The organism is uncultured Mobiluncus sp. (assembly GCF_963511525.1).
Lineage (GTDB): Bacteria > Actinomycetota > Actinomycetes > Actinomycetales > Actinomycetaceae > Mobiluncus.
Genome location: NZ_CAUPIY010000005.1, coordinates 113,576 through 130,907, shown reverse-complemented (window position 1 = coordinate 130,907; position 17,332 = coordinate 113,576). Strand labels below are relative to the sequence as shown.

The window sequence follows — 17,332 nt, the reverse complement described above, 5'->3', positions numbered from 1 at the left end:
CGCACTGGAACACGTCAGGAGAGAAAAATGTTGTGGACACTGTGGCAGGACATCGTAACGCTGCTGAACAAGTACGGTGGCGTGTATTTGACAGGTATCGTCAACACGGTGGTCCTCGCCACTGTCGCCACCTTGCTGGGCTGTGTGATCGGTTTTGCCTGCGGAATCTTGAACACAATCCCTCATCCTCCAACCGATCCCCTGCCCAAGCGGATTATTCTGGCGATTATCCGGGCCATCATTCGGATCTATGTGGAAGTTTTCCGCGGCACTCCGATGATTTTGCAGGCCGTATTCATTTATTACGGCCTGCCCTACTTCACGAATAATGCGTTGCAGTTCCAGTCCATGTGGGGAGTATCGATTTTCGTTGTCTCCATCAACACCGGTGCTTACATCGCCGAATCCGTGCGCGGGGGCATCATCAGCGTCGATCCGGGGCAAACCGAGGGAGCCAGGGCGATTGGCATGACCCACTTCCAGACCATGCTCTATGTCATCTTGCCTCAGGCTTTGCGCAACCTGCTGCCGCAAATCGGCAACAACTTCATCATCAACATCAAAGATACTTCGGTCATGTTCATCATCGGTTTTTCGGAGTTCTTCTCAGTTCACAAGATGGTGTCGGGTGCCGTTTTCAAGTACTTCCCCTCCGCGACCATCGAGATGGTGGGGTATTTGACGTTGACTCTGCTGTCCTCTTTCCTGTTGCGCAAACTGGAAAAGAAGATTGACGGAGACGATGCCTACGAACTGTTGCCCGGTGCGGCGGGCGAAGAACAGAGCGATTACGAGTTGATGAATGAAGATCAACTTGTGATGGCCGCCGGAAACTACACATTCCCCGACCCCGCTAAGCATCCAGCGCGACCGGCAAAGCCCGCCGGGAAACCGGCGCCAGAAAAACCGGCACGCACCGAGGGAGGACAAAACTCATGAGCGAACCGAACACCTCAGCGAGCACCAGCGACGAAATCATCACGGTACGTCACCTCTCGAAGTCTTTCGGCACTCACGAGGTGCTGAAAGACATCGATTTTTCGGTGCGACCGGGGGACGTGGCGTCCATCATCGGGGCGTCCGGCTCCGGGAAATCGACTTTGCTGCGTTGCATCAATTTGTTGGAAACCCCTACCTCGGGTGAAATCCTCTACCACGGGACAAACATCCTGGACCATTCCATGAAAAAGGCGAAATATCGGTCCAAAGTGGGGATGGTGTTTCAATCGTTCAACCTGTTCAACAATATGACGGTGCTGAAGAACTGCATGATTGGCCAGATGAAAGTCCTGGGTCGGTCTCGCGAGGAATCGCATGAGAAAGCGCTGCAGTATCTGGATAAAGTCGGAATGAGCCCGTTCTTGAACGCGAAACCGCGGCAGTTGTCCGGCGGGCAAAAGCAGCGGGTGGCCATTTCCCGCGCTCTGGCGATGGATCCGGAAGTCCTGTTGTTCGACGAACCGACCTCGGCGTTGGATCCGGAAATGGTCGGGGAAGTCATCGAGGTCATTAAGAAGCTGGCCCAGGAAGGCATGACGATGCTGGTGGTGACCCACGAGATGGCTTTCGCCCGCACGGTCAGCAAGAATGTGGTGTTTATGGCAGATGGGGTCATTGCGGAGCAAGGGCCGCCCGAGCAGCTGTTCGGGAACCCTCAACGTGAACGCACCCGTGATTTTCTGGCGAGATACCTGTAAAAGGCTGCTGTTTCGGATAAACTTCGGAGTGTCGGGGATTTAGCATTCGTTTTCAGTGGTTTTACCAATATTTCAAGGAGTAAAAATGGCCAAAAATAAGTGGAAAATACTGCCGGATGAGGCACTGCGGGTTCAGGAAGGGTTTCAGTTAAAAGACTTCGATCCCGGCGCTACCCCGGGGTGGACCGCTGGTAAAGCCGCTGCCCGAGGATTTCAGGATGGCCGGCGTCGACTGCTTTCGGAACTGCAGGAACGCTATTTCGCTTGCTCTAAGATGGGCGATGATCGGCGTATATTGCTGGTGGTTCAGGGGCTCGATACCGCGGGAAAAGGCGGCATCTCGCGCCACGTGATGGGGATGGTGGATCCCCAGGGCGTTCAGCTCGCGTCTTTTGGCAAGCCCACCGAGCAGGAACTCAGTGAACACTTCTTGTGCCGTATCGAACGACAGCTGCCCCATTTCGGCAAGATTGGCGTGTTTGATCGCTCCCATTACGAGGACGTGTTGGTGCAGCGAGTGCGTAACATTGTGCCTCCGGAAATTTGGGGCGGACGCTATGACATCATTAACGATTGGGAACGCTACCTGGTGCAAGACCAGCATTTCACCATCGTCAAGCTGGCGCTGATGGTATCTCACGATGAGCAGGCGCGGCGCTTAGCGCAGCGCCTGGATCGCCGTGATAAGTGGTGGAAGTATCAGCCCGGTGACATTGACACTCGCCGGGACTGGGACGCTTACCAAGAGGCATACCAAGCGGTGTTTACGCTGACTTCGACGCCGTGGGCTCCTTGGTATGTCATTCCCTCAGATCACAAGTGGTATACCCGCTTGGTCACCACCGAGCTGTTGACTCAGGCTCTGATTAGTCTGGATCAGCACTGGCCGGAGGCGCAGTGGGACTTCGCCACCGAAAAGGAGCGGTTGTTAAGTACCTGTTCCCCACGCATTGCCAAAGAAATCAGTGCCAGCTTGGACGGAATCGATCCGCAGGTGAAAGAGGAAACCGACGAATTCCGCAAAGCCGTCAACCGGGCTCTGGAAGGCAAATCCACTGAGAGCTACTGCTGATTTTCAGGCAGCCCCCACGGGCAAGGCAACCCGGCTCAGAAAGACCGGATGTACTGACAAACAATATTCCTTTATATACATTTACGGAGTATAATTTCTCTATGGAACAGAAATTTATGGCGTTACGCGATTTGCGGCCCGGTGCATTTTTGCGTCTACGACGCGGTGTGCTGGGGTTGACCCAGGCAGAACTGGCAGCGATCACTGGAGTTCCCCAGTCTCACATCAGTGCTTTTGAAAACCACAAGCGGCGCATCTCTGTTGCTGAAGAAACCGCCTTGGCGAAAGCGCTGAGCGTACCGGCACACACTTTGATGAGTATGAAGCGTCACGTGGTGCGCGGGATTTTTTCGCGGCACGGGTACGACGAAATTTTCCTGTTCGGCCCCGCTTCTACCGGTCAAGATGATGCGTTTACCCCGATAGATTTTCTGGTCAGCACCACAAATCCGCTGGGAATGTTGGATTTGATTGGCTTGCAAAACGAACTTGAAAATGCCTTGAGCGCCACGGTCTACGTGTCCGTGGACACGGGGTGGGGCAACGCCAAAGTCGATCGGTACCCTCGGGAAGTCACGAAGCCTGACAAAAAGTCGCAGTTCAAACCCCTGCTCGTGGATTTATACCGATGCGGGGATGTTTTTTCACCGCGTGAGATTGAAGAGTATCCCTATTTCCAAAAGTGGGGATTCCCCAAGTCTTTTTACCCCTACGATGTTTCTGCCTCCCGGTGGCGGGTGGAGGATATGGCCCGGGTTTTGGACGTGGGCGGCGGCATCGCCTCCGGTGATCCACAGGCATTCTTGGAAAAGACTCCGGCGGGGGTTCAGTCCCGTTTCGCCGCTTACCACGCCATAGCAGTGCTGGTTGAATCAGCGGCGAAAGTCCATTCCGACGTCAAGGAAGCCAACCCGGCAATTCCTTGGGCGGTCTTGTGGGGGCTGCATTGTCGGCTCCGGCAGACCCTCGATGAGATAGACGCAATCGTGGCTTGGTCCTCTTTGCGTGAGGATTTCCCCAAAATACTCGATGCTCTGGGTTCTATTACCTACCCTGGTAACTCCACCGCAGTAACTGCATAGGTGGAATTAGTGGAAGATAATGCCCGCGCGCGCGTTTTTCTACAGCGGCGCGCCGCCGAAGAGCACGTCACACTGCCACCTCTGCTGAAAACCCCGCGCACTTGGCGCTGGCCGCTGCGCAGCCCCCAGGGCGAACCTGACGTTTACCCTGTTGACCCTCACCGCTATGCCCGAAAACTCGTTGTTTCTATGGGTGGCGTGCTCGCGCTCGGTTCCCTGGTGACGGGGCTGAACTATGCGGTGTCGGTCAGCGTTCCGTGGGCGCTGGGGATGGTGCTGGATGCGGGGTTAGAACACGGTTTGAACGGGGAAATCTGGGTTCGATTGGCGGTTCTGACCCTGGTTATCCTCGGTGTAGCGCTGACCCAAATGGCGGGACAACTCACTGAAATCGCGGTCCAGATGACTGCGGTGGCGACCCCCGCGCGAGTAGCCGGTCGGAAGTTAGCTTTCGATGGGCGTGCGGTGAACCGGGAACTGGAATCCGGTGACGTGGTCACTTCGATGCTGACAGATGTGGATCGGATTGGCCGGGCGGCGCTGTGGATTCCCGAAATGGTGGGCGCTATTCTCTCTACCGTCATGATTCTGGTCATCATGTTTCGCACCTCGCCACCTTTGGCCTGGACGGTACTCATCGGGTTGCCCATCGTCACGCTGCTGATAGGGCTGTTGGGTAAACCACTGCAGCGGCGGCAAACCGAGAACCGGGAAGAGCAGGGCAAACTCACGGAAATCTCGGCTGACGCGGTGGCGGGGCTGCGGGTCCTGCGCGGCATCGGCGGCGAGGACGTGTTCGGACGTCACTATCAGGGGCAGTCGGCTCGCGTGCGCGATGCGGGGATTCGAGTCGCTCTGCCCGCGGCGTTGTTGGGCGTGCTGCGTTCGGTCATACCCATGCTGTTTACTGCCCTGGTGGTGGGTATCGGGGCGATTCTGTATTTTCACGATGAACTGTCAGTAGGCAGTTTGGTTGCGTTCTTTGGGTTTTCACAGTTTTTTCGCAACCCCATCGTGGTCGCCACCCGGTCGTTGGAAGAATTCACCAGAGCTTGGGTCGGGATTCGCAAACTTGCGCGGATTCAAGGCGTTACCTCCCTGGTGAGTGATGATATGGCGGAAGTCGCCGAGGGGGCGCCGCACCAAGAGGCCTCATCGCAAGCGCGGTGGCGGGAAAAGGATTTTGGTCTGGCCCAGCTCACCGACACGGTCAGTGAGGTAACGGTGAAACCGGGCTTGATTACCGGACTGGTCTGCGCCAATCCTGACGCCAGCGCCGCGATGGCCCGGCGCCTGGCACGTCAAGAGGACAGCGCGCAACCGACCCTTCTGATTGATGGAACCGACGCGAGAACCCTGCCCCTCGACCTAGTGCGCCGCGCCATCATACTGTCAGATACCGACCCGCAGCTGTTTGCCGGAACCTTGCGAGACCAGGTGCGCGGGGCCAATACGCCGGCACCTCGCGAACGGGGGGTGCGCGAACTCGTGTGGCGCGACGTCATCGAGAACGCGACCCGGCAAGAGGACTCGCTCATCGTTCCCGAAGTTGATGAGCGTGATTCGCAATGGTTGGCAGCGCTGCACGTGGCAGATGCTGATGACGTAGTGGAATCCGTCAATGGCGGCCTGGACGGGGCGGTAGCGGAAAAAGGGCGCACTCTCTCGGGCGGTCAGCGCCAGCGTGTCGCCCTGGCTCGCGCGGTAGCAGCCGATCCGGCGGTGCTGGTCACCATTGAGCCGACTTCAGCGGTCGATTCGCATACGGAATCGCGGGTCGCCCAGCGTTTGGCACAAGCGCGACACGGGAAAACCACCGTCATCGTCTCGGCGTCAGTGCTGGTGTTGGAGCATTGTGATGAAGTCATTGTGCTCGACGACGCGGGGCGGGAAATCGTCCGCGGTTCACACCGGGAGCTTCGGGAAAAAGCCCGGTCGGGGGACCCGTCAGCCGCGGCGTACCTGGCTATTATCAACCGCTCGGTGCAAAGCGGGGGTGAGTCGTCATGAAACTGCCTCTGGCCAGCGGAAAACTGGTGGTGCGAGGGGTCAAAGACCTGATTCACGACTATCGCGGCTCGATCGGTGCCGTGGTGGGGCTGCAGCTGGTGTCGTCCCTGGCGGGAGTGACCCTCCCGTGGCTGCTGGGACGCGTGATTGACCGCATTCAAGCCGGGGTCGCCAGCCGCGACTGGGTCGGTCAACAGATAGTGATTGCCCTGGTAGTGGTCGCGGTGGCGGCGGTATTTTCATTCCTGGCGGAATACCGCGCCCGGGTGATGGGCGAGCGGATTTTTGCCCACCTGCGTGACGGCTTGGTCGACTCTGTCATCCACCTGCCTCTGTCGACTGTGGAAAGTGCGGGTACCGGGGACCTGGTGGGACGCACCACGCGGGACATCGAGCGCCTGCAATTCATGATTCGCCAGGGTATCGCCGCAATACTGATGATTACCACAACGTTGGTGGTGACGTTCGTGGCGGCATTTCTGACCTCCCCGCTGTTGGCATTCGTGCTACTCATCGGGCCGTTAGGGGTGTGGCCCTTGATGGCGTGGTATTTGCCGCGGACGGTTCCTGCTTATCGGTCCTCAGCTCGGTCTTGGGCGGATTTGTCCGGTTCGGTAGCGGAAACTCTGGATCAGGCGGACACGGTTGACGCTCTGGGGCTGTCAGGAAAACGGATTGCCCAGCTCGATGTCATTATCCGCGAAATCTGGCGTCAGGAGCGCTACAGCGCCTGGATGCGTTCCTGGTTGTTCCTGGGTATTGTATGCGCCACCCTGTCTCCCCTGATAGTTATCGTGTTGCTGGGTGCCTGGCTGGTGCCCAGCGGAGCCTCGACTGTCGGGGCTGTTTCCACGATTGCGCTCTATGCCTATCAGGTGCGCGGGCCGGTGTGGGAAGCAACGTTCTGGGTAGACGTTTCGATGGAGGCCTACACTTCGCTAGCACGAATTTTTGGAGTCGCACAAGTCGAGCCGGACCGGGAAGCCAGTGCCCACGCGCCCGCCGGTACCCCCGCGATAGTGGCTCGGGACGTTAGCTATGCCTACCGCGCGGGGCAAAATGTGCTGCACGAGGTGTCTCTGGAACTTCGAGCGGGCGAAACCTTGGCGATTGTCGGACCAACGGGCGCCGGTAAGTCCACTTTTGGGCGGATGCTGGCGGGCATTCACCCTCCTACCAGTGGGTCCGTGACGGTCGGGGGAGTGCGGCTGGTGGACTTGCCCGAAAGCGAATTGCACCAGCAAGTCGCTTTGGTCACGCAAGAACAGCACGTGTTTACCGGAACTATTGCCTCCAACCTGCGCTTGGCGCGGCCCGACGCGAGTCATGAGGAACTGTGGGCGGTGCTCGACGCGGTGGGAGTGGACTGGGTTCGTGGCTTGGGACGAACCGAGACCCAGACCCCTAACGCAGCATCCGGTCCGGAGGGGAAATCACCGGCAGAAACGGAAAAAACCGGGCTGTATGCGGAAGTCGGCGGCGCGGGAATGAAGCTGAACCCGGCGCAGGTACAGCAGCTCGCCCTGGCGCGAATCGTACTGTTGAACCCCCACACGTTGGTGCTGGATGAGGCAACTTCGCTGATGGATCCCTCCGCGGCCCGGTCGCTGGAACAGTCGCTGTCGCGAGTGTTGGCAGGACGCAGCGTCATCGCCATCGCCCACCGGCTCTATACCGCCCACGATGCTGACCGAGTGGCAGTCATGATGGATGGGAGAATCGTGGAATTGGGCACGCACGATGAACTCGTCGCGGCCGGTGGTGAATATGCCTCACTGTGGGCGTCTTGGCAGCAAGACTAAAGCCGAACCTATCCCAGGAAACGGGTTTCGAGGCGTTCCTCGACCACTTCGCCGTTATCTTTGGTCACGACCCAAGCTGACTTGCCCCGCACTTCGCTGACGGCTTCGGCCAGTTCGGTGCCGCGGTAGACCAAACCCACGTTGTTATCCGTGCAATAGGTTTTGCCCAAAGTTCCCGCGGCGACCAGGCGATGCACCGTGGGGCGGCGGCGCTTTTCGACATCGTAGTGTACGCCGTTATCGTAGGGAATCAGCCCCAGACCGTTGGTGACGGCGCGAAGTTCAGGCCCGAAAGAATCCGTGGTGCCGCCCCGGTGCCAACAGATAGAACCGGCAGAAACACCAGCTAGGACTACGCCGGCCTCCCAGACCCGGCGGAAAATCTGGTCCAGTCCGTGGACCCGCCACACTGCCAGCAGGTTTGCCACCGAACCCCCGTCAACCCAGACCGCGTCTTGTTCCAGGAGGTAGCCTTCGATGTCATCCACGTTGGGCATGACGAACAGTTGCAGCGGGTTCAGTTCCACCCCCGCCAGCCGAGCCGCTTCGTAACGCTGGGCTAACCGGTAATGCTGGTCGCCGGCCGCGGTGTCCAGGTAGCCCAGTTTCGGTTTGGAACGGGTGGTGCCGGACAGCTCGAGGGAATATTTCACCAGGTGGTTGAACTCGGTAAAGATGCGTTCTCCGTTTTTGTATCCACCGGAAGTTGCCAAAATGGTTGGGGTTTTACTCATGATGACCATCCTAGCCGGGACAGCGGTGTGAATCATCCGGGGGTTGGCGCTCGGTGTTTGGTCGGCATTACGGTCCGGTCTGGCATAGGATTAAGCCGGAAAGCGGTGGTAAAAGTGGTGCTGAAAGGCGGAACTCCCGTTGGCGTTACCAGGATTGCTGAAAATAACTTATACCGAAAGTTGGGATAGAAAATGAGTGATGCGAAAACCTTGAATATAGCGGTCAACGTGGCCGGCACGGAGGTCGGGGGTGGACTGGGGCGAGCCCGGACTATGGCGGTAGCAACCCTCAACGCCGCCGATGAAATCACGGAATGGCAAGAATTCCAGGTCGGTTGGGACATTTTGCACGAGCAAGGTCCGCACGGCAATCTGCACGCTGTGATTGTGGGTTTTATGCGCGACCACGGCATTGCGGCCGTGGTCAGCGGACACATGGGACCCCCGATGGTGAACACCATGATGAAACTCGGCGTTTTGCCCCTCTCTGCGGCTGGTGAGGCGCGTAGTGCTGCCAGAGACGCCGCCAAACGCGTGCGCTCTGTTGGTGACATTGCTACCAACACCCTGGACGAAGCCGGCCCTGGCGCGAACAAATGGATCCTTCCCGTGATTCAGTCCTAGTGTTGATTGGTTTTGAAAATTACGACGACGAGGAAAAAGGCGAGTGGAAACGGTAGATAAAGACGTGGTGGACCTCATATTGGAGCTGCAGGCTATTGGTCAGGCCGGCGAGTTCTATGGTCATGACGACTATGACAGGGATCGAGCGACCCAGACTCGTGAACTGGCGGCGGAACTCCTGGCTCGCCTGACGGGAAATGATCCCGAACAGGCGCGGGACGTGCTGCTGGAGGACTACGGATACCGCACACCGAAAGTCGATTCCCGCGCCGCTATTTTTGGTGACGGCTCGGGGCGTCCGGGCGTGGACGGAGACAAGATTTTGCTGGTGCATGAAGGCTCGGATGGGCGCTGGTCCATGCCGGGAGGCTGGATTGACGAGGGGCTGAGTGTGAGGGAAAACACCATCAAGGAGGCTTACGAGGAATCCGGAATGCAGGTGAAAACCGACAGGCTGCTGGCGTTAATCGATAAGCGCAAACATAATCGCAGCAGGGGTATATTTCATGTTTACGCGTTTTTTGTGGAATGCACCCTGCTGGGCGGGGACTTTGCCCAGAACCTCGAAACCACCGAGATTGGCTGGTTTGGGCTGGACGAGCTGCCGGAATTGTCTCTGGGCAAAACTACGCCCGAACAGGTCGCGATGTGCCTGAAAGCCCATCGTGACCCCAACTGGCAAGTCATTTTCGACTGAACCGCAGCCCAGACTCCACCAGGTCACCCCGGCGCCGGGCCGGATTCGCGATTGAAACGCAGCTCAAACCGGGTGCCGGCGCAGACCAGCACAAAACCGCGGTTAGAAAAAAATCCGGGACGCCACCGCGCCCCGGATTTTGGCCCCCTCAACTGCTAGGCAGAGTCGGCTTGGCAATGAAGTTAAGTTGTAGCCTCATCCTAAGCGGCATTTGTAACGAAATAGGCAGGGGCGTGTTAAATCTGTGCAAGATTTATCGCGCGTGAAAAACTGTGGAAGTTCCGGCAGTTTCTCAAGAGTGTGCGAGCGGTTCCTGCAGGCATTGGGTGTTTTCCCGCCAAAGACGGCGCACAGGGATTAGTCCCCCAGGCCGACTTCCACGCCCCGCGCGGCTTTCACCCACTCGTGGTCGGTAGGCACATATTTCACTTTGCCAGCGATGTCTTCCAAAGGCGCCAGTTCGGTTTCGCTGGCTCGCGTCGCCACCATGACTCCGGAAGCTCCGTCAGCGACCGCCGCAGCTCCCACGGCTCCCAGCCGGGTCGCCAGTACGCGGTCGGCCGCCACCGGGGTGCCGCCGCGTTGGACGTAGCCCAGAATGGTCACGCGCGTCTCTAAACCGGTAGCGGCTTCGAGTTGGCGAGCCAAAGTGAACGTGTGCTCGCGGTGAGAATCAACCAAGTGCACTTTGGAATTGCGTGCCATTTCCTTAGTCTCGGGGGAATCGGCGTCTTTAATGAGCTGATCCGCTACCCGCAGACGTGCGGCATATTCGGTGTCCATCGCGCCCTCGGCTACCGCCACCACCGAGAAATGTTTACCGGCTTTCTTGCGGTGCTCAATAGTCTTGGTGATGCTCTCAATCGTGTAGGGGATTTCTGGAATCAAAATCACGTCGGCACCCCCGGCGATACCCGACCCCAAAGTCAGCCAACCGGCCTTGTGACCCATAATTTCCACCAAGATAATTCGGTGGTGGCTGTGCGCGGTGGAGTGCAATCGGTCAATCGCCTCAGTGGCGATTTCCAAAGCGGTAGCAAAGCCGAAAGAATCATCGGTGCCCCAGATATCGTTGTCAATAGTCTTGGGCAGGTGTACCACGTTCAGCCCCGCCTTTTGCAGGCGCAGGGCATTTTTAGCGGTCCCCCCACCGCCCAAAGTCACCAGGGCGTCCAATTTGTTCCGATCATAAACCTTGGCGATTTCCGCGGTCATATCGCGTTCCCTACCGTCCAAATTCAGACGATGCACCTTGTCCCGAGAGGTGCCCAAAATGGTGCCTCCCACGGTCAAAATGCCGGAAAGCGAGTCAGAATTCAACTCGATGTGCTTGTCCAGGGCTAAACCCCGAAACCCGTTTTGAAACCCGATGAGTTTCATTCCATATTCGCCGATGGCGGTGCGTCCAAAACCCCGGATTGCCGCGTTTAAGCCGGGTGCGTCCCCGCCAGCGGTCAAAATCCCCACACGCTTATTACCCATCACTTAATCCTTTCTATGCCTTTGCAGGCTTCGTTCGTTTGGTATTTTCTCACGTTTCCAGCCCCGCAAAAACCCTGTTCTGCCCGCGGCACCGTCCGCGCCACCGGTGCGAAAGCGGAGACTAAACCGGTAGGGCTGTTGAATTTTAAAAATCGTGAGAAATCGGGCATAATGGAACGTTGTACTGGGCTTTGGTCGCCGCCCTCTCGTGGCCACGGCCCCGGATTTTGAGCAAAACAAGGCTTTAGTGTTTCCCTACCTGGGGTTTTGTGCGCTCGCGACATGAATTGCAAGGAGAGTCACAACAGTGGCAGTACGTATTCGTTTGAAGCGAATTGGCAAGATTCACCACCCCATTTACCGGGTGGTCGTGGTCGACAGCCGCAAGAAGCGCGACGGTCGTGTCATCGAGGAGGTCGGCAAGTACGACCCCAACCAGCAGCCGTCTTTGATTGAACTGAACTCGGAGCGCATCCAGTACTGGTTGAGCGTGGGAGCCCAGCCGTCCGACGCGGTACACCGTTTCTTGGTGTTGTCCGGCGATTGGGCGACGTTCAAGGGCGCCAAGGTCGTTGAGAACCGTATCCAGGTTAAGGACGCGGGAGCCGATGTGGAGGCCGCGGTGAAGGCTGCGGATGACGCCGCGGAAAAGGCGAAGGCAAAGAAGGCCGAAGCCGAAGCCAAGGCGAAGAAGGAAGCCGAAGAGGCCGCGAAGGCCGAGGAAAAGGCAGAGGAAGCTCCCGCTGAGGAAAAGGCTGAGGAAGCCCCGGCAGAAGAAAAGACTGAGGAAGCGGCGCAATAATGTCGATGCTTGCAGATTCTCTGGAACATTTGGTCAGCGGCATCGTCGACGAGCCAGAAGCCGTGCGCGTGAGCGAAAAGTCGTTGCGCCGCGGCAAGCTCCTGGAAGTACACGTTGCCCCCTCGGATTTGGGTCGAGTTATTGGCCGTAATGGCCGCACCGCGAAAGCGCTGCGTTCGGTGGCTTCGGCACTGTCTACTCAGGGTAGCGTCCGCGTCGATGTCATCGACCAAGATCGGCATTAAGTAGTCATTTGGTTTGATCCCCGCCGATAGCGGGGGTCAAACTTTTTAACGCACTTATCGAGTCGGGAAGGGGTCAGCGGTGAAGCTCACGGTTGGGGTCATCGGGCGCGCCAGCGGGGTTCGCGGCGAAGTCCGGGTCGCCCTGCACACGGACGACCCGGGTTCTCGGTTCGCTCCCGGTACAGTCCTGTTAACCAGCCGGAAAACCCCGGCTACGCTGACGGTAAACCGAGCGCGGATGAGCGGTAAACATTTTGTGGTGTCTTTCCAGGAAATCCCCGACCGCAACGGCGCCGAAACCCTCAGCGGGACGAAACTGTATATAGAAACAGATGCACCGGCCTTGTTCACCGAGGCCGGAGACTCAACCGAACCCGGCACCGCCGATACGCAAACCGCCAACTACCTCGAACAAAGTGAGAGCGACGAGGGCTTTTACCGCCACGAACTAGTGGGGTTGCGAGCGGTGGACCTGGCGGGGAAAACTCTCGGCACCGTCAGCGACCTGCTGCTGGCCCCAGCCCAGGACCTGTTGGAAGTCACGACTGCGGGTGGGGAAAAAATTTTGGTGCCTTTTGTTTATGAAATCGTTCCTGATGTCGATTTAGATAATCAGGTGGTCACGATGGATCCGCCCGGAGGATTGTTTCCGCCGCACTAGGACGGTCCGACGTTTTCCGGTCAGGTTGTCGATAGACTTTCTGAATAAAGGTGAGGATGATGCGTTTTCAGATTCTGACGATTTTCCCCGAGTTCTTTGAGGTGCTCGGTTTGTCGCTGCTGGGCAAAGCGGCGCAAAACGGGGTGCTGAGCTGGGACGTCACGAATCTGCGCGACTTCACCGATGATCCACACCATTCCGTTGACGACACTCCCTACGGCGGGGGAGCCGGCATGGTGATGCGGGCTGATATTTGGGGCAAAGCCATCGATGCCGCACGAGGCGACCTGCCAGGCCAACCCGCGGACAGCGCCCCGGAAAGCCGCCCGACCGGCCTGGTGAACCCGAAAACTATTCTGGCGATTCCTACGCCCTCCGGAGTGCCGCTGACCCAGGCAAAAGTCCGGCAGATAGCCACGAACGCGGACAATGTCATTATCGCTTGCGGGCGTTACGAGGGCATCGATTCGCGAGTCGCCCAGCACTATGCTGACCAGCAACGATATCCTGACTTGGAAGTGTTTGAATATTCCTTGGGGGATTATGTGCTCAACGGCGGGGAAATTGCGGCCGTGGCGCTGATTGAAGCCGTAGGACGGCTGCTCGATGGCATGGTGGGTAACCCGGAGTCTTTGGTGGAGGAGTCTTATGAGGGGACGGGGCTGTTGGAATACCCCTGCTATACCCGTCCCGAAGTGTGGCGTGACCTGGCTGTTCCCGAGGTGTTGAAAGGCGGAAACCACGCCGAAATCGAAGCCTGGCGCCGGGAACGAGCCATCGAAAAAACCTGCCTGCGGCGCCCGGATTTGCTGGCGGGCTTGGACGCTGGACTGTTGAGCAAGCGCGGGCGAGAAAAGCTGGCCTCGCTGGGATGGCTTTATGTGGCGCCCCAGGATTTGGAGGCTATCGGTCTGTCTCATTTGTGCGAGGCGGGAGGGGTGTGCGGGGCGCACCAGGCGAGGTCGGCGGGTGACGTGCTGCCGGCAAGCGAGGCGCGGCCGGGAGCTGCGGATTTGGTTGCGGTTCCCCTGCGGATTCGCCAGCCCGACCGAGGGGAGGCCCTAGCGTTGTCCGCTTTGGGGTCGGAGACGTTCCCCTTGGCTTGTCCCGCCTACGTCAGTGCCGATGCTATTGCCCAGTTCGTAGCCGTTGAGTTCGACATCGAGGCGGTGAAAGCACGTCTCGATAATCCTCAAGAACATCGCTACTGGGTGGCAGAAATGGGTGGTGAACTGGTGGGATATACCTATGCGAAGGTACAGCTGGGCGAGGCGGAAGCTGCGCAGGCGGGGATTATTGCCGGGGACGCTTACCTGTCGAAGTGCTATGTGCGCGAAGCCCTGCATTCCACAGGACTGTCCGGGGCGCTGCTGGAAGCGGCATTGACAGACTTGGCGAGGGTCAGTAATGCCCCGGGAGTGTGCCTGGGGACCTCGATTTACAACAAACGGGCCCAAAAATTCTATAAACACCACGGATTTCGGCGCGTCGGAAAACGAACATTTACAGTGGGGGGCATGGAAAACCAAGACGTGGTGATGCGCCGGGTTTTCGACCGAGATAGTGCCTGATGGGTGCGTAATTTCGCGGACGCGATGCCGTCCCGCGCGGCCCACGAATCAGCGCCGGTTTGGTGTGACTGGGTGGATGAATCGAGTGTGCAACGGCAAAAGTGGCGTTCCGGCCTAGGTTTGTGGCAAAATGGTACGGCTTCGCGGGCAACCTGCCACAGGGGGACCCGAACACGGAGCGATAAACAATCGGCACAACGCTATGGCGTAAGGTGCCCGCAGTGAGACGTTTTTGACCTGTGGCAGGAGCGTCAAGGAGAAACAATGCAGAAGCCTCTGGTTGAGGAAATCGGCAAAGCCGTAATGCGTGAGGATGTTCCGGATTTTCGTCCGGGCGACACCGTAAAAGTACACGTAAAGGTTATCGAGGGGAACCGTTCCCGTATTCAGATTTTCCAGGGCGTAGTTATCGCTCGTCACGGCGGCGGGGTAGGGGAAACCTTCACCGTGCGGAAGCTGTCTTTCGGTACCGGTGTGGAACGTACTTTCCCGCTGCACGCCCCGACCGTCGACAAGATTGAGGTAGTGACCCGCGGCGATGTGCGCCGCGCCAAGCTGTACTACCTGCGTGATCGTCACGGCAAGGCGGCTAAGGTTATCGAAAAGCGCTGACCCGCAGACATCGCGGCAGCCGCTGACTCCCAGTCGGAGAAAGCGAGAAAACCGGCTTTAGACAGTCAGAAAGTCAAGGCGGAATCTGTCGCAAAAATTCATCCTAAAAAGGAAGCTCGGACCGTAAATGTTCGGGCTTCCTTTAGGCTTTTAGGCTATTCTTTTTGTTATGACGATGCCCCAGCAGCCTGAGAATGACAACCGAGACGCCCAGTTCTCGGGTGCCTCCCCGGACGGCTTCGGCATGAATCCGCAGTTTGCCGGGGCGGGAACCATGCCCGGCCCTTTTCCTGCCGGTTACGAAGGGTTCCCCGGTGGGCCGCTTCCTGGTGAAGAGGGGGCGTATGGGCCGGGAGGTGCAGGAATGCCTTTCCCGCCAGAGGCTTTCCCGGGAGGATACCCTCCGCAGTTTCCGCCACCGGACGGGATGGAGTTTCCTGGAATGAATCCCAACGGGATGCCGTTAATGCCGGGGCCTGGGGGGCTTCCGCCGGCGGGGATGGGGCCGTTTCCCGGGATGCCTTTCCCGCCCTATGGTGCGATGCCTTTTCCCGGTATGATGCCAGGAATCGAGGAATTGCCCGAGATTTCTGGAGAACAAAAATTTCTCAAAGAGGACGACGAAACCGCCTTTCAACTCGACGATGAGGAAGACGAAACGAAACGGAGGCGTGGCAATAGGATTCCCGGACCGGCGGGTATGAACGCCCTTCCTCCCGGGGCGAGACCCGGACCAGAGGGTTCAGACCGCTCGCATATGGCGTTGGATTTGCCGTGGTACTTCGAGTTCATCGCGGTGGTGATTACGGCGCTGGCCATCAGTTCGCTGATTCGACTGTTTCTGTTGCAGCCCTTTTACATCCCGTCGCAGTCCATGGAAAAAACCCTGATGATTAACGACTCTGTGCTGGTCAACAAGTTTTCCGCCCGGCACGGAGACATCAACCGCGGCGACATCATCGTTTTTGAAGACGTGGAGGGATGGAGCGAAAGCGCCGCCGAGCAGATGCGCAAACGCCCTCCTGACAACACTCCGTTCCAGATTGCCACCAAGATTAAGAGTTTCGGGATTTTCGTGGGCTTGCTGCCTGAAGATTCTCAAGGTTACCTGATCAAACGTGTGATTGGATTGCCCGGAGATGACGTGACTTGCTGTGACGAGGACGGGCTGATGACCATCAACGGCAAGTCCATCGATGAGGACTACATCCCCAAGACCGGGGTCTCGTCTGACATCGAGTTTTCTGTGGTCGTGCCCCAAAAGTCGCTGTGGGTGATGGGGGATAATCGGCCGCATTCCGCCGATTCCCGTTGGCACCAGGACAAGCCTTCCCACGGTTTTGTCTCTGAATCGAACGTGGTGGGGCGGGCTTTTGTGGTGATTTGGCCGATTGAACGGATGAAGTTCATTACGCCCAGCTGTGCTTTTTACAATATACCCAAGCCTGCCGCCCCGGCTGACGAATTCAACTCTGAAGCATTCGAGACGCGTCCCCACGGGGGTTGAGGCACGCTGAGTGGTTGATTTATCTTGGGAAACCGCGGCTTTGTCCGCTTTGGCGAAGCGCGGTGGCAACAGTCGTGAGGGACACCTCCCTCTGATTGGGGGGATGGACGAGGTCGGGCGCGGCGCTCTGGCGGGTCCGGTTTGCGTGGGTGTGACGGTGATTGACCAGCGTAGCCTGGAAAACCCGGATTTTCCCCAGGGTTTCCCTGCCGGATTGAACGATTCCAAGCAGCTTACGGAACGCCGCCGCTTGGCACTGCAAGAACCCATCAGAGCCTGGGTCAGGGACTTTGCCATTGGTCAAGCTTCGAATACGGAAATCGACGAATTGGGGATTATCCCCGCGCTGCGTTTGGCGGGTTGGCGCGCGCTGAACGAGTTGGACGCCCGTGGACATCTGCCGCAAAGGCTTCTATTAGACGGAAACCTTGACTACCTCGCGCCGCCGGGGCAACCCGACCTGTTTGCCGGGGCGGGAAACCTAGTGAGTTCCCCGGAAGTCAGCGTGGAAACCCTGGTCAAGGGGGATGGGAAATCCGCCGTAATCGCCGGTGCGTCCGTACTGGCGAAAGTGTACCGGGACGCCTTCATGCGCAGCTTGTGCGACCCCGGATACGGCTGGGCGAAAAATGTGGGCTACGGAACTGCCGCCCATCGAGCGGCGCTGGCTGAATTGGGCACGAGTGTTTGGCACCGCAAAACTTGGAAGCTCCGGTAGGGTAGAGGGGTACGAA

The 17,332-nt window shown here is 58.3% G+C and carries 17 protein-coding genes; 15 read left to right on the top strand and 2 right to left on the bottom strand.

The window, feature by feature from the left end:
- Positions 1-27 precede the first annotated feature (27 nt).
- From RQ935_RS05535 to RQ935_RS05510, 6 genes are all read left to right on the top strand, one after another.
- Positions 28-939 carry an amino acid ABC transporter permease gene (locus tag RQ935_RS05535; RefSeq protein ID WP_311497521.1) on the top strand — a complete coding sequence of 304 codons (912 nt, stop codon included), beginning with the start codon at positions 28-30 and terminating at the stop codon, positions 937-939.
- A complete protein-coding gene (locus tag RQ935_RS05530) occupies positions 936-1,697 on the top strand; it encodes an amino acid ABC transporter ATP-binding protein (RefSeq protein WP_311497520.1) in 762 nt (253 codons plus the stop codon). The genes RQ935_RS05535 and RQ935_RS05530 overlap by 4 nt, the downstream gene beginning before the upstream one ends.
- Positions 1,698-1,782: 85 nt before the next feature.
- Positions 1,783-2,769, top strand: a complete 987-nt coding sequence (locus tag RQ935_RS05525; protein ID WP_311497519.1) for a PPK2 family polyphosphate kinase — start codon at positions 1,783-1,785, stop codon at positions 2,767-2,769.
- A 101-nt stretch (positions 2,770-2,870) separates the two neighbouring features.
- On the top strand, positions 2,871-3,851 hold the full coding sequence (locus RQ935_RS05520; protein ID WP_311497518.1) for a helix-turn-helix domain-containing protein: 981 nt from the start codon (positions 2,871-2,873) through the stop codon (positions 3,849-3,851).
- Between the two features lie 9 nt (positions 3,852-3,860).
- Positions 3,861-5,861 carry an ABC transporter ATP-binding protein gene (locus RQ935_RS05515; protein ID WP_311497517.1) on the top strand — a complete coding sequence of 667 codons (2,001 nt, stop codon included), beginning with the start codon at positions 3,861-3,863 and terminating at the stop codon, positions 5,859-5,861.
- Positions 5,858-7,663, top strand: a complete 1,806-nt coding sequence (locus RQ935_RS05510; protein ID WP_311497516.1) for an ABC transporter ATP-binding protein — start codon at positions 5,858-5,860, stop codon at positions 7,661-7,663. The genes RQ935_RS05515 and RQ935_RS05510 overlap by 4 nt, the downstream gene beginning before the upstream one ends.
- A gap of 8 nt (positions 7,664-7,671) precedes the next feature.
- On the opposite strand, the gene RQ935_RS05505 is transcribed toward RQ935_RS05510, so the two are convergent.
- Positions 7,672-8,397: a peptidase E gene (locus RQ935_RS05505; RefSeq protein WP_311497515.1), complete on the bottom strand. Its 726-nt coding sequence runs from the start codon at positions 8,395-8,397 to the stop codon at positions 7,672-7,674.
- 192 nt (positions 8,398-8,589) lie between these two features.
- On the opposite strand from RQ935_RS05505, the gene RQ935_RS05500 reads away from it, so the two are divergent.
- Positions 8,590-9,021 (top strand): NifB/NifX family molybdenum-iron cluster-binding protein, encoded by a 432-nt coding sequence (locus RQ935_RS05500; RefSeq protein WP_311497514.1) that lies wholly within the window; start codon positions 8,590-8,592, stop codon positions 9,019-9,021.
- Positions 9,022-9,064: 43 nt separating this feature from the next.
- Positions 9,065-9,718, top strand: coding sequence for an NUDIX hydrolase (locus RQ935_RS05495; protein WP_311497513.1), 654 nt, complete (start codon positions 9,065-9,067; stop codon positions 9,716-9,718).
- A gap of 357 nt (positions 9,719-10,075) precedes the next feature.
- Here the strand turns inward: RQ935_RS05495 and RQ935_RS05490 are convergent, their stop codons facing one another.
- The gene (locus RQ935_RS05490) at positions 10,076-11,200 is read right to left on the bottom strand and encodes an ATP-dependent 6-phosphofructokinase (RefSeq protein WP_311497512.1); all 1,125 of its coding nucleotides are present in this window, start codon (positions 11,198-11,200) and stop codon (positions 10,076-10,078) included.
- 307 nt (positions 11,201-11,507) lie between these two features.
- Between RQ935_RS05490 and rpsP the strand changes: the two genes are divergently transcribed.
- The 7 genes from rpsP to RQ935_RS05455 all read left to right on the top strand — a co-directional run bounded on the left by rpsP (position 11,508) and on the right by RQ935_RS05455 (position 17,316).
- On the top strand, positions 11,508-12,002 hold the full coding sequence (gene rpsP, locus RQ935_RS05485) for a 30S ribosomal protein S16 (RefSeq protein WP_311497511.1): 495 nt from the start codon (positions 11,508-11,510) through the stop codon (positions 12,000-12,002).
- A 5-nt stretch (positions 12,003-12,007) separates the two neighbouring features.
- Positions 12,008-12,247, top strand: coding sequence for an RNA-binding protein (locus RQ935_RS05480; protein WP_297723713.1), 240 nt, complete (start codon positions 12,008-12,010; stop codon positions 12,245-12,247).
- 79 nt (positions 12,248-12,326) lie between these two features.
- Positions 12,327-12,908, top strand: coding sequence for a ribosome maturation factor RimM (locus tag RQ935_RS05475; RefSeq protein WP_311497510.1), 582 nt, complete (start codon positions 12,327-12,329; stop codon positions 12,906-12,908).
- A gap of 59 nt (positions 12,909-12,967) precedes the next feature.
- Positions 12,968-14,479 carry a tRNA (guanosine(37)-N1)-methyltransferase TrmD gene (gene trmD / locus RQ935_RS05470; RefSeq protein ID WP_311497509.1) on the top strand — a complete coding sequence of 504 codons (1,512 nt, stop codon included), beginning with the start codon at positions 12,968-12,970 and terminating at the stop codon, positions 14,477-14,479.
- 264 nt (positions 14,480-14,743) lie between these two features.
- Complete coding sequence (rplS, locus tag RQ935_RS05465; RefSeq protein WP_299295161.1) at positions 14,744-15,091, top strand: 50S ribosomal protein L19; 348 nt, start codon at positions 14,744-14,746, stop codon at positions 15,089-15,091.
- Between the two features lie 169 nt (positions 15,092-15,260).
- The gene (gene lepB / locus RQ935_RS05460) at positions 15,261-16,598 is read left to right on the top strand and encodes a signal peptidase I (protein WP_311497508.1); all 1,338 of its coding nucleotides are present in this window, start codon (positions 15,261-15,263) and stop codon (positions 16,596-16,598) included.
- 10 nt (positions 16,599-16,608) lie between these two features.
- Entirely contained in the window at positions 16,609-17,316 is a 708-nt protein-coding gene (locus RQ935_RS05455) for a ribonuclease HII (protein WP_311497507.1), read from the top strand.
- The last annotated feature ends 16 nt before the right edge of the window (positions 17,317-17,332 follow it).

Excerpts from the sequence above, each read along its gene's own strand:
- trmD (WP_311497509.1), top strand. The coding sequence starts at position 12,968 with ATGCGTTTTCAGATTCTGACGATTTTCCCCGAGTTCTTTGAGGTGCTC.
- RQ935_RS05500 (WP_311497514.1), top strand. The coding sequence starts at position 8,590 with ATGAGTGATGCGAAAACCTTGAATATAGCGGTCAACGTGGCCGGCACG.
- RQ935_RS05490 (WP_311497512.1), bottom strand. The coding sequence starts at position 11,200 with ATGGGTAATAAGCGTGTGGGGATTTTGACCGCTGGCGGGGACGCACCC.
- RQ935_RS05510 (WP_311497516.1), top strand. The coding sequence starts at position 5,858 with ATGAAACTGCCTCTGGCCAGCGGAAAACTGGTGGTGCGAGGGGTCAAA.
- RQ935_RS05480 (WP_297723713.1), top strand. The coding sequence starts at position 12,008 with ATGCTTGCAGATTCTCTGGAACATTTGGTCAGCGGCATCGTCGACGAG.
- RQ935_RS05505 (WP_311497515.1), bottom strand. The coding sequence starts at position 8,397 with ATGAGTAAAACCCCAACCATTTTGGCAACTTCCGGTGGATACAAAAAC.
- RQ935_RS05520 (WP_311497518.1), top strand. The coding sequence starts at position 2,871 with ATGGAACAGAAATTTATGGCGTTACGCGATTTGCGGCCCGGTGCATTT.
- RQ935_RS05525 (WP_311497519.1), top strand. The coding sequence starts at position 1,783 with ATGGCCAAAAATAAGTGGAAAATACTGCCGGATGAGGCACTGCGGGTT.
- RQ935_RS05535 (WP_311497521.1), top strand. The coding sequence starts at position 28 with ATGTTGTGGACACTGTGGCAGGACATCGTAACGCTGCTGAACAAGTAC.
- rplS (WP_299295161.1), top strand. The coding sequence starts at position 14,744 with ATGCAGAAGCCTCTGGTTGAGGAAATCGGCAAAGCCGTAATGCGTGAG.
- RQ935_RS05530 (WP_311497520.1), top strand. The coding sequence starts at position 936 with ATGAGCGAACCGAACACCTCAGCGAGCACCAGCGACGAAATCATCACG.
- lepB (WP_311497508.1), top strand. The coding sequence starts at position 15,261 with ATGACGATGCCCCAGCAGCCTGAGAATGACAACCGAGACGCCCAGTTC.